General features: G+C 69.6%; 10 protein-coding genes. 7 read left to right on the top strand and 3 right to left on the bottom strand.

Annotated elements, in window-relative coordinates; all coding sequences use genetic code 11:
• Nucleotide 1: 1 nt before the first annotated feature.
• A complete protein-coding gene (locus LPA41_RS17810) occupies nt 2-859 on the bottom strand; it encodes an STAS domain-containing protein (protein WP_229071673.1) in 858 nt (285 codons plus the stop codon).
• 164 nt (nt 860-1023) lie between these two features.
• Here LPA41_RS17810 and LPA41_RS17805 point away from each other — a divergent pair, with 164 nt between their 5' ends.
• From LPA41_RS17805 to LPA41_RS17795, 3 genes are all read left to right on the top strand, one after another.
• The gene (locus LPA41_RS17805; RefSeq protein ID WP_106330995.1) at nt 1024-1377 is read left to right on the top strand and encodes an STAS domain-containing protein; all 354 of its coding nucleotides are present in this window, start codon (nt 1024-1026) and stop codon (nt 1375-1377) included.
• Nucleotides 1378-1485: 108 nt separating this feature from the next.
• Nucleotides 1486-1938, top strand: coding sequence for a large conductance mechanosensitive channel protein MscL (mscL, locus tag LPA41_RS17800; protein WP_229071909.1), 453 nt, complete (start codon nt 1486-1488; stop codon nt 1936-1938).
• Nucleotides 1939-1998: 60 nt separating this feature from the next.
• Entirely contained in the window at nt 1999-2232 is a 234-nt protein-coding gene (locus LPA41_RS17795) for a hypothetical protein (RefSeq protein WP_229071671.1), read from the top strand.
• Nucleotides 2233-2640: 408 nt separating this feature from the next.
• On the opposite strand, the gene LPA41_RS17790 is transcribed toward LPA41_RS17795, so the two are convergent.
• A complete protein-coding gene (locus LPA41_RS17790) occupies nt 2641-3513 on the bottom strand; it encodes a zf-HC2 domain-containing protein (protein WP_229071670.1) in 873 nt (290 codons plus the stop codon).
• Between the two features lie 1040 nt (nt 3514-4553).
• Nucleotides 4554-5171, bottom strand: coding sequence for a CGNR zinc finger domain-containing protein (locus tag LPA41_RS17785; RefSeq protein WP_229071668.1), 618 nt, complete (start codon nt 5169-5171; stop codon nt 4554-4556).
• Nucleotides 5172-5308: 137 nt separating this feature from the next.
• Here LPA41_RS17785 and LPA41_RS17780 point away from each other — a divergent pair, with 137 nt between their 5' ends.
• The 4 genes from LPA41_RS17780 (at nt 5309) to LPA41_RS17765 (ending at nt 11794) form a co-directional block, all read left to right on the top strand.
• Nucleotides 5309-5713 carry a hypothetical protein gene (locus LPA41_RS17780; RefSeq protein ID WP_229071666.1) on the top strand — a complete coding sequence of 135 codons (405 nt, stop codon included), beginning with the start codon at nt 5309-5311 and terminating at the stop codon, nt 5711-5713.
• 228 nt (nt 5714-5941) lie between these two features.
• Nucleotides 5942-7729 carry a stealth family protein gene (locus LPA41_RS17775; protein ID WP_229071664.1) on the top strand — a complete coding sequence of 596 codons (1788 nt, stop codon included), beginning with the start codon at nt 5942-5944 and terminating at the stop codon, nt 7727-7729.
• A gap of 202 nt (nt 7730-7931) precedes the next feature.
• Nucleotides 7932-8948: a hypothetical protein gene (locus tag LPA41_RS17770; RefSeq protein WP_229071661.1), complete on the top strand. Its 1017-nt coding sequence runs from the start codon at nt 7932-7934 to the stop codon at nt 8946-8948.
• Nucleotides 8945-11794, top strand: a complete 2850-nt coding sequence (locus LPA41_RS17765; protein ID WP_229071659.1) for a stealth conserved region 3 domain-containing protein — start codon at nt 8945-8947, stop codon at nt 11792-11794. Before LPA41_RS17770 ends, LPA41_RS17765 begins: the two co-directional genes overlap by 4 nt.
• Nucleotides 11795-11872 lie beyond the last annotated feature (78 nt).

Raw genomic sequence — 11872 nt, 5'->3', positions numbered from 1 at the left:
GTCAGCGCTCCGTCCGCTTGCCGGACAGGGAGCGGTTGCCGGTCTTGCCGAGGACGTAACGCAGCGCGTCGGCGAGCGAGGCCTTGGTCGCGATGTCACCGAACTCGATGCCGAGCGCCACGATGGTCTGCGCGATCTGCGGGCGGATACCGGAGATGATGCAGTCGGCGCCCATCAGCCGGGCGGCCACCACGGTCTTGAGGATGTGCTGCGCGACCTGAGTGTCGACGGCCGGGACGCCGGTGATGTCGATGATCGCGTACGGCGAGCCGGTGTCCACCAGCGTCTGGAGCAGCCGTTCCATCACCACCTGGGCCCGGGCCGAGTCGAGCGTGCCGACCAGCGGCACGGCGACGACGCCCTCCCAGAGCTTCACCACCGGGGTGGAAAGTTCGAGCAGCTGCTCGGCCTGGTCGGCGATGAGTGCCTCCCGGACCTGTACGTAGCTGTCGAAAGTGAACAGGGCGGCACGGTCCACGAACGAGGAGAACGCCACGTAGTCACGCAGCCCCCCGTTGTCGGTCCCGTTGTCGAGCACCTCGAGCACCGCGTCCTTGAGGGCGTAGACGCTGATCGCCGTCTCGGTGGCGTTGAAGCCCTGCCGCGCCCGGTGTCCGGACAACTCGCTGAGCTGGGCACGCAACTCGGCCGAGGCCTCGTCGGTCAGATGCACCGATCCCGCACGGAGTGCCTGCTCGAAGCCCTTGCGCAACTCCTCGATCTGCCGGCGCAGCTCAGTGCTGCTCAAGCGACCTCGCAAGCCGTTGGCGACCAGCTCGGTCCATCGGGTCGTCAGTGACTCCCCGTGTTCCTTCAGCAGGTCGGCGAAGCGGCTCGCCTCATCCGAACTCAGCGGCATTCGCTGCCTCCCTACCACACGATCCCTGCGCAACGGCCGGACTTTACCATCAGTAGGTCCGTTACTTGCTGTAGACCAACTAACGGACCGGAACAGGCCGGGGACCGGTTCTGCGCATCCCCCGGTGCGTGGAGTACCGTTCAGCAATAACTGGAGGTCGGCGAATGTCCCTGACGGTACAAACGGAACAGCGCGACGACATGGTGGTCGTGTCAGTCGCCGGTGAGCTCGACATGGCAACCGCCCCCCAGCTGCAGGATCAGATAAGTGATCTGCTGGAGAAGGGCCGCACCCGCCTGGTGTTCGACCTCGCCGAGGTGTCGTTCTGCGACTCCACCGGGCTGTCGGTCTTCGTCCGGGCGAAGAACAGCACCGACGACGCCGGTGGCACGGTCCGCCTGGCGGCACCGCAGCGCGGAGTGCTGCGCATCCTCGAGGTGAGCGGTCTGGTCGAGGTGTTGCACACCTACCCGACCGTGGACGAGGCGGTCACCGCCGAGGAGCCGGCGCTCGACTGAGGTCGCGCACAACCCCGCTTCACCGGTCGGCGTAGTTTGTCGCCGACCGGTGGCGGGCACGTCCGTTGCCGGATGACCTTCGGCCCCCCGGGAGTGCCCGTGAGCAAGATGTTCCAAGGCTTCAAAGACTTCATCATGCGCGGCAACGTCGTCGACCTCGCGGTCGGCGTCGTGATCGGTGCCGCCTTCACCACGGTCGTGACCAGCTTCACGAACGCGTTCCTGAAGCCGCTGATCCAACTGCTCGGCGGCGGCAAGGGAATGACCGCCGGCACCTTCGAGATCAACAAGGTGCCGTTCGACTACGCGTCGTTCATCAACGCGCTGATCACGTTCCTGCTGACCGCCGCAGTGCTCTACTTCCTCGTCGTCTTCCCCCTGAACCGGCTCGCCGAGCGCCGCCGCCGCGGCGAGGAGCCGCCGCCGAAGGCGCCCAGCGAAGAGGTCAAGCTCCTCACCGAGATCCGCGACGCGATGCTGCGCGGCCAGGGCCACCAGGTCGCCAACAACGCCCTCGACGAGGTGCTCGGCCGCAACACCCAGCAGCAGCCGCCGCGCTGACCATACGAAAAGATCCGCCCACCCGGCACTGTTCGAACAGATGTTCGATACAGTGCCGGGATGGAGCAGCGTAAACACTGGTGGAACGGTAAGTGGGGGCGGCTGGCCCGCAAGGACGTCTACTTACGGACCAGCGGCGACCAGTGGTATGTCGAACAGCGTGCCGGCGGTTCCGACGGCGCTTCACACTTCTTCGAGTTCGACAGCGAGGACGCGGCGCTCGACATGGTCCGCGCCCTCCTGAACGGCCCGGACGAGTGGCGCGAACTCTCGGTCCGCCCGCCTAACCGCTGACCGGGCGCAGCCCGGCCCAGCGCAGCCCGGCCCAGCGCAGCCCGGCCCAGCGCAGCCTGGCCCACCGCGTGCCAGCTCGGCCCAGCGCGGCCCGGCCCAGCGCGTGCCAGCCCGGCCCGGCGCAGCGCAGCCTGGCCCACCGCGTGCCAGCCCAGCCCCGCGCGGGCCCAGCTCGGCCGCCCGGCACGGCAGCTAATTAGGGCTTATCGCCGACTTCGTCCCGCGACCCGGCGGGCTCTTCACAAAACCGGCAATTGAGGGGCCCGGCTCCACTCCATGCCGGCTCAGCGATCCGTAACCGGGACGGCGCTTCGAGCGGCTCACGCTGCCTGCGGGCCGCGCTTCGAGCGAGCTCACACTGCCGGCAGGCCGCGCTTCGAACGGCTTGGTTTCTGCCTGACTGACAGGTCAGGCGGCTCGATCGCCCGGTTGCTCGGCGCGCTGGGCGGTGAGTGGGCCCGGCGGCGGCAGCAGGCGAAGACCCGGGCGGGCCGGCGCGTCGTCGGCCACGTCGGCTACGGCGTCGAAGCGTGCCCGCCAGCCCGTCCCGACCCGCGAGCCGGGCGGTCGCGCGGTGCCGCCTACGCCGCGGGCCAAGGCCACCACCAGCAGGTAGCCGATGATGACGAACCCGTGACCGACAAGCCGGGCCACGTCGACCCGGCCGCCGGTCAGATCGTTGACGGACAGCAGCAGCAGCATCGCGACGAAGGCGGTGAGCGTAGGCAGCAGCCCGGTCGGACGGGTCCGGCGCAACGCGATGAAGAGGTAACCGGCGCCCACCGCGACGTTCCAGGCCGCCGACTCGTGCCAGAGATGCCCCGGTGTGGCACCCAGCCCGGCATGCTCGTGCCCGGCACTCACGCCACCACCGACCTGGGTCAGGCCGAGGATCAGCTGTACCGCGCCGACCAGCGCCAGCGCCACGTAGAGCAGCGCCGCCACCGGCACCCGCCACCGCACACCTGGCACCCGTCCCCGTCGCACGCCCGGCACCTGCCCCCGCCGACTCGGCACCTGCCCCCTCCGCTGTACACCCGGCGTCCCGGCCGCGGATGAACCGCCGGCTTCGGGCAGGGCGGCCAGGATCGCGTCGCTCAGGTCCGGCACCGCGGGCACCGGGGCGGTCCGGGTGAGGCGGTTGACCGTGGCCGCTCGCTCCAGCCAGTTCCGGCAGCCGGCGCACCCGGCCAGGTGTTCGTCGACCAGCGGCCGCAGGACCGGGTCGTCCTCGCCGTCCAACTGCGCGGAGAGCATCTCGCGCCACCGCTCACATGCCATGAATGAATAGTCGCCCATCCGAGCCTCCAGGTTCCCGGCGAGCGCCGAGGGATTCCCGGCGACCCGGGAACAATCAGCGAGTATCCGCCAGCCCCATGCGCCGCCCACGCACTCCCAGCGACACCCCGCACACTCACGGTGACGCCTCGCACACTCGGGGCGACGTCTTGGCCGCTCCGGGCGACGTGTTGGGCGCTCGGAAGCGTAGGAGCATTCAACGTAACCACAGGCACCAGCCGATCGGGGCAGACCGGCGCCGGCGGCTACTGGAAGACGTTCGTGCGACCACAGACGGCATGGGGTCGAGCCCAGCTGTCACCGACGGCTGCCGAAACCATCCCCAGACAACCGTGAACGACAGCCGGGCGAGTCCAGCTGTCACTGACGGCTGCCCGGAACCGCTCCCAAACAACCGTGAACGACAGCCGAACGGGGCTGTCACCGACGGCTGCCCAGAGCACTCCCGAACAACCGTGAACGACAGCCAGACGAGCCCGGCTGTCACTGACGGCTGCCGGGACCGCTCCCCGGCGACCGTGAGTGACAGCCGGGCGGGTCCGTTGCCGCTTGAGGTTGCTGGAGTCGCTCCCGGAGGACCATCGGTACAAGCCGACACCAACCACGGGCCAGCCGCTTGACGGTTGACACTCGGCGAAGCTGAGCGGTTGGGCTTGAGCCAAGACTCCGGTGACCGGGCCGGGCCCAGCCAGGCCGGCGAACGGTCTTGTCCAACGGGCATCGAGTGGAGAGGAACACCACGCTCGGAGAGAGACCCGCGCTCGGAAAGCGACCCGCGCCCGGAGAGAGACCCACGCTCAAGAACAGCCGCGCTCGGAGAGACCCACGCTCAAGAACAGCCGCGCTCGGGAAGACCCACGCTCAAGAACAGCCGCGCTCGGGAAGACCCACGCTCAAGAACAGCCGCGCTCGGAGAGACCCACGCTCAAGAACAGCCGCGCTCGGGAAGACCCACGCTCAAGAACAGCCGCGCTCGGGAAGACCTGCGCTCGGGAAGAGATCGGCGCCAGAGGGGTGGGCGCTCAGAGAGACGGCCCCGGCTGGCCGCCGGTGGTGTGGCCGAGCAGGCGGCGGCGTTCGCGGAACGCGCGCAGGTTGGCTGTGTTGCCGCAGGTGCTCACGTCGTGCCAGACGCCGCTGTTGTTGCGGGAGGTGTCGAAGAAGGCGGCCCGGCAGGCGGTGTTGTGGCAGAGCTTGAGCCGTGGCCAGAGGCCGGCCTGCTGTGCCTGTAACGCTTCCGCCCAGAGTGCCGAGGCGAACCAGCGGGTGCCCCGGCCGGTCGGCACCACCCGGACCCAGCCGTCCGCGTCCGGCACCAGGCTGACCTGCACGTCGGCGGGGGGCAGGGCGCCGTCGCGTTCCGGGTTGGCGCCGGCGAGCACCACCTGTTCGAGGGCGGCGCGCAGCCGGCGCAGCGAGCGCAGGTCGCCGGTGGAGAGCAGCAGGGTCGGCGCGGGCAGGCCGGAGACCCGGGACCAGGTGCCGAGCGCGTCGGTCAACCACCACTGGGCGTCGTCGGTGGCGGCTAGGAGGTCGGCACCGTACGCCATCGTGGCGCGCGTGTTGAGTAGTTCCTGGACGAGCGCGAACCCGCCCGGCGCCTCGCGTACGCCGTGCCGCCCGCTCGCCTTCCATGACATAGCCAAAGACTACTAGGCTCTTTTGTGAGCTTTTCTCGTAAGGTCCACCCGGCCGGGTGATCAATAGGTGGTCATCGGTCGATCGGTGGACATACGTCTCTACAATGACGGCCACCGGCGGCGCGAGGGGAGGACCGGTGCGCAGACTCCTGGCGATCACGGCCGCTCTGGCCACCGCGTCGATCCTCGCGGCCGGCTGCGACTCGGCCGGGCAACAAGCGGACCGGCAACAAGCCGCCGAGCAACAAACGGCCGAGCAACAAGCCGCCGAGCAGCAAACGGCCGAGCAACAAACGGCTGGGACGGCTCCGGGCGTACCGTCGCAGTCCCCGACCGGGGTGATCGATCTCTCACCGGGGGCGTCAGCACCCAGCGTGCCCCCGTCCGGCGCACCGGGGGCGAGTCCCCCGCCGGGCGCGCCGGCGACGCCCGCACCGGATGACAAGGCCGAGGACAAGAGCCGGAGGGTGTCCATCGCGGCCATGAACTGGCTGTGGTCGAATGACCAAATCCCGATCAAAACTCGGATCTGGGTTTATTAGCCCAGCTCTGCGTAACCGAGCGGCCACCTACCATACATGGATTTGTTTCACGAAGCTCAGCCAACTACCCTGGCAACTCGCCACGGCCAAGACCATCGACGCCCTAGTCGACACCCGGCCGTCCTAAGCGGTGCACGGGGGGAAGGCTGAGGTGTCTTCTAAGAATTCTGACGGGCTTGCGGGCCGGCGAATCACGCCGCTCGCCACGGCGACAATGCTGGGTGCCGCATGATCGCGCTACGTTTCTACCGGTTGTTGCCCAAGGACTACCGGCTCAAATTGGTCGAACTCCTTCCACCTAACCGGCAGCTCTGGCTGGTCCGCCGACTCACCCGGCAGCGGCCGCTGCCCAAGCCCGCTCAACCCGGTTCGCTGGTCACGGTCCGCGACGCCGGCAAGGCCGTGCGCGCCCGCGTCGTGCCCGACATGACTCCGGCCGCCGCCTGGCAGCAGAACCTCGATGCGGTGGTCGCCGTCCTGGACCGGGCCGGCATCGAGTACTTCTGCCTGCGCCCGGTCAACAATCTGCACAGTGCTGTCTCCGTCCACCGGCGCGACCGCGACCGGACGCTCGCCGCCCTGCAGGGCGCCGCCGAGCTGGCCGAGGCGGAGATCCGCACGGGCGAGATCACCGAGACGGGTTTCTCGGCCGGTCGCGGCAAGAACGGTGTGCAGGTCCACTTCCCGATCACCAGCCAGTACGGGTCGACGGTCCTCGGCAGCGGCTCGGCCTGCGAGATCGAGTTCTGGAAGACGCAGAAGGGCGAGGGCGGCGCACCCGACATGATCGTCGGCCCGCGGCGCAACTCGGTGGCGTACGCACTGCCCGCCGAGGCGGAGTACGTGCAGGTCCCGCCGATCGCGCTGAACCCGATGATGCCGCTCGCCGACGACCGGCCGCGGTACCGCACCCGCTCCGAGTTCGCCATGGTGCCGGCGGAGGACGTCCGGTTCCCGATCGACGTGGTCTACACCTGGGTGGACGGCAACGACCCCGACTGGGTGGCCCGCAAGAACACGTCGCTCGCGGCGTTCGGGCACGAGCAGATCAACACGATCGCGACGAACGCCTCCCGCTTCATCAGCCGGGACGAGCTGAAGTACTCGTTGCGGTCGATCGTGGCGTACGCCCCCTGGGTCCGCCGGATCTTCCTCGTCACCGACGATCAGATCCCGGCCTGGCTGGACACCTCGGACCCGCGCCTCACCGTGGTCAGCCACAAGGAGCTGTTCGGCGACACCGGCGTGCTGCCGACCTTCAACTCGCACGCCATCGAGTCCCGCCTGCACCGCATCCCGGGGCTGTCGGAGCACTTCATCTACTTCAACGACGACATGTTCCTGGGCCGCCTGGTGTCGCCGGACGCGTTCTTCCACGCCAACGGCATCGCCAAGTTCTTCCAGTCCAAGGCGCAGCTCGACGCGGGGCCGGCCACCATCTTCGACGCACCGGTAACCGCGGCCGGCAAGAACAACCGGCGGCACATCGCCGAACGGTTCGATCGCGGCATCACGCAGAAGATGCAGCACGTGCCGTACACCCTGCAGAAGAGTGTGCTCGAGGAGATCGAGAAGTGGCTGCCGGACGAGGTGCGGCAGACCGCCGAGCACCCGTTCCGGCACCCGGGTGACCTGTCGATCCCGTCGTCGCTGCAGCACTACTGGTCGTACCTGACCAAGCGTGCGGTGCCGGGTTCGATCAAGTACACGTACGCCGACCTGGCGCACCCGTCCACCCCGGTCCAGCTGGCGTTCCTGCTGGCCCGCCGGCACTGCGACGTCTTCTGCCTGAACGACACCGATTCGGCCGCGGTGGCGCTCAGCGAGCAGGCGGCGATGATGGCCGACTTCCTCCCGCAGTACTTCCCGTTCCGGTCGCCGTTCGAGCTGCCGGACGAGGTGGCCGCCGAGCGCGCCCAGTTCAGCGCCACCCAGCTCTTCCGGGCCTCCCGCGAGGGTGCGCCGGCGCTGCCCCGGCAGATCGCCCGCGAGCGCCGGGCGTCGGAGATCCACTGATCCGGCCGGGCGGCGGCTGACCTGGTCGCCGCCCGGCTGAGAGATCCAGCTCGATCCCGTCGGGCATCATTTACCCAAGGCCCCATCTATTGTTAGCCTTCCCGCCACTTCGCCGCGGGTGGCCGGCCGGTGGCGCGTGGGCGAGAAGAGACAACCCGGGATCGTCGGCGCCGGGACAACAGGGAAAAGGGACAGACACCAGATGAGCGTGGACCCGTTGGCGGTTCGGGTGGAGCGGACCCTGCGCCGTGGACCGGCGGAAACCCTGTCGGTCGCACGCCGCAAGGTCGACACGGTGATCAAGTCGCGGGCACGCCGCACCTGGACCCGGATCGCCCTCGGCATGGTCCGGCTCGGGCCGACGCACCACATCGCCACCTGTGAGTACTTCGCCGTGCTCGACGGGCACACACTGAACCTCCAGGTGCGCCTGCCCGCCGTGGAGAACGCCGAACCGGCCACCGCCGAGGTCGTCCTCAGCAAGGACCGGGTCGAGCACCGCGTGCCGGCGACGCTGCGGAAGATGTACGACGGCGACTGGTACGCCGACACCACCACCGTCTTCGGTCCGCTGCGGGGACGGCTCCCGCTCGACCCCGGCATCTGGACGGTCGGCCTGCGGGTCGTGACGGACTCCGGCGAGACGCACGACTTCACGGTGCGCCGGATGACCGCGGCGAAAGCCCGGGGCGTCGGCCCCACGGTCGTCACCCCGCCGTGCCCGGACACCGGCATGCGGTTCCGGCCCACCACCACCTCGTTCGGGCTGTGCCAGATCACCGTCCGCGGCCGGCAGACCCGTGCCGAGGTGGTCCGCCTGACCCTCGACCTCGGGCGCGCCGAGATCATCGGGCGGTTCGTGGGCGTCGGCGAGGCCGGTGACGCGGTCGCCGAGTTCTCCCGCCGCGAGTCCGACCGGGTTCTCGAGGGTCCGGTCCAGGTGGACGGCGACATCTTCCGGATCCAGGTGCCGCTGACCGAGATGGCCCCGGCCGCGGGCGAGAAGGAGATCTGGGACGTCCGGATCCGTACCGGCGGGCGGCGCCTGCGTGTCGGCCGCTACCTGCACGACCTGAAGAACGTCAGGGCCGTCCTGCGATCCTACGAACGCCGGATGTTGATGCCCGGCGGCGTGGTTTTCCACCTGCGCCCGTATTACACACCGGCCGGCAGCATCGCGCTCACCTGCACCGGTGCCAACCCTGGAGACACCGCATGAAGATCACGTTCCTCCTCAACACCGCTGACGCGATGGGCGGCACCGAACGCGCCATCTTCACGCAGGCCGAGTACCTGGTCCGGGAGCACCAGGTCGAGGTGATCAGCGTCTTCCGTACCAGTCAGGAACGCTTCTTCGAGGTGGACCCGCGGATCCGGATCCGCTACCTGGTCGACGCCACCGCCGCCGTGCCGCGCCCGGTGCGGGAGAGCTCCCTCGACGAGGCGCAGTGCGCCGCCCTGGCCGCGGCGGAGAGCCGCCTGGTGCAGAAGCGCTGGGAGAAAAGCTTCCACCGGCTGGCCGACATGGAGCTCGAGCACGCGCTGCGCGAGCTGGACACCGACATCCTGGTCTCCTCGTCGCCGGCGCTGATGGCCGCGACCACCTCGCTGAGCAAGCCGCACGTCGTCACCGTGCACCAGGAGCACCGCCCCTCCCAGCTGCGCGGCGCCACCGGTGACCCGCTCTTCCAGTTCATTCCCCAGCTCGACGCCTTGGTGGTGCTCACCGAGCGCACCCGGCAGTGGTTCGCCGACACGCTGCGCTGGGCCTCCCCGGAGCTGCGGATCATCGGCAACGCGCTGCCGCCGGGTTTCCGCCCCCGTTCCAGCCGGACCACCCGGGTCGTCACCATCGCCGGCCGGGTCGTCGCCGAGAAGCAGGTCGACCACGCCATCCGCGCGTTCGCCGAGATCGCCGAGGAGCACCCGGACTGGGTTCTGCGCGTCCTCGGCGACGGCCAGCAGCTGCCCGCGCTGCGCCGCCTCGCCGAAAGTCTCGGCCTGCACGAGAACGTCCAGTTCCTCGGCTCGATCCAGAACATGGCCGAGGAGTGGTCGAAGAGCAGCATCGCGCTGCTCACCTCCAAGGACGGCGAGGCCCTGCCGCTCGTCCTGATCGAGGCGTTCACCGCCGGTGTCCCCGCGATCAGCTACGACATCCAGACCGGACCGGCCGAGATCATCACGCACGGCGTCGACGGCTTCATCGTCGGTTCCGGTGACACCGACGGGCTCACCGGCGCGATGCGCCGCCTCATCGAGGACGAGGAGCTGCGGCACTCGTTCGGCGAGGCCGCGCTGCGCGCCTCCGAGGCGTACGGGCTCGACGTCATCATGGGCCAGTGGCTCGCCCTCTACGAGCAGCTGCTGCGCGACCGCGACGACCGGACCCGGCTCAACCGCAAGGCCGACCGGATGGCCGCCTGGGTCGCCACCACCGGCGGTTCCGGGCTGGCGCCGGCCGCGCCCACCCCGCAGCGACCGCTGTTCCAGCTCACCGCCCGGGACCTCGAGCAGCGGCTGGCGGAGCGCGACGAGACCCTGGTGCGTTCGGCCGGTCAGCTCTGCGTCGAGTCGGACGCGATGACGCCGTACGACGCTGCCGACCAGAACCTGCGCCTCGTCGCGGACCTGCTGGAACGGCACAACATCGGGTACTCCCTGATCCGTGACCACGGCGTACGGCACCGGCTGGCCCTGGCCGAGTCGGACCGCCCGGCCGTGCTCGCCGCGATGGCACAGGACTGGCCGGACAAGGCGATCTACGCCGAGCTGATCAGCCGGGCCGGCGTGGTCTCCGGCATCACGTTCGCGGCGCTCGCCGGCACGTCGGACATCGGCGAGAGCGCCGGCGGCCTGCGCGTCTTCCAGCCGGTGGTGGCGTCGTCCCGGACCCTGCGGTACGGGCCCGCCTACGGCGCCGACCTCGAGTTCTGGACCACTTCGGAGGACGGCGAGACGGTCAAGCCGCTGCGCCGCACCCTGATCGGTGACGTCATCCCCAGCGGTGTCATGACGGTGCCGTCCACCATCGAGGTACGGGACCGGTCGTACCCCACGGTGGGCGCCTTCACCGAGACCTTCGCCAGCGACGTGGACTTCCCGATCGACGTCGTCTACACCTGGGTGGACGGCGACGACCCGGCCTGGATGGCGCGCAAGTCGGCGGTGCTGGAGCGGCTCGGTTACCCGCCCGTGGAGGCCGCCGCCAGCGACGCCCGGTTCCGCAGCCGCGACGAGCTCCGCTTCTCGATGCGTTCGCTGGCACTGTTCGCCCCGTGGGTGCGCAACATCTACCTGGTGACCGACGACCAGACCCCGGCCTGGCTCGACGTGAACCACCCGCGGATCAAGGTGGTCAGCCACAAGGAGGTCTTCGGCGACCGCGGTCAGCTGCCGACCTTCAACTCGCACGCCATCGAGTCGCAGCTGCACCGCATCGAAGGCCTCTCCGAGCACTTCCTCTACTTCAACGACGACGTGTTCCTGGGCCGCCCGCTCCAGCCGCAGTCGTTCTTCTCAGCGAACGGCACGGCGCTCTACTTCCAGTCGCCGACCGCGGTGCCGCTCACCCCGATCACCGCCGAGGACGACTTCAACTTCGCGGCCGGCAAGAACAACCGGGAGCTGATCAAGCGGGCTTTCGGGCGGACGATCACCCACGCGTTCCTGCACACCCCGCACCCGCTGCGGGTGAGCACGCTGCGCGACATCGAGGAACAGTTCCCGGAGGAGTACGCGAACACCGCGCGGAGCCAGCTGCGGTCCGCGACGGACATCGCCATCCCGTCCGCACTGCACCACTACTACGGCTACTTCACCGGCCGCTCCGCCCGCGGTTCGCTCCGGGTGGCCTATGTGGACCTCGGCGATGTCGCCCAGCACCCCCGCCTCACCCAGATCCTGACCAGCCGCGGCTTCGACGTCTTCTGCCTCAACGACAGCCACCACGGCCTGGTCTCCGCCGCCGAGCGCGCCCAGGTGGCCCGGGTCTTCCTGGAGAACTACTTCCCGGTCCCCAGCGAGTTCGAGCAGGGCAGCCCCCGCAACAAGCTGCGCTCCTGACCAGCACGACGTGACAGAGGAGGCCTGCGGGCCTCCTCTTCGCACGTACCGGCCGGGTGGCTCGCGGCGTGGGCCCTA

The sequence above is a fragment of the Actinoplanes sp. DH11 genome (genome assembly GCF_020873875.1).
Classification (GTDB): domain Bacteria; phylum Actinomycetota; class Actinomycetes; order Mycobacteriales; family Micromonosporaceae; genus Actinoplanes.
The sequence above is the reverse complement of the archived record's forward strand: the minus strand, read 5'-3'. Positions and strand labels throughout refer to the sequence as shown.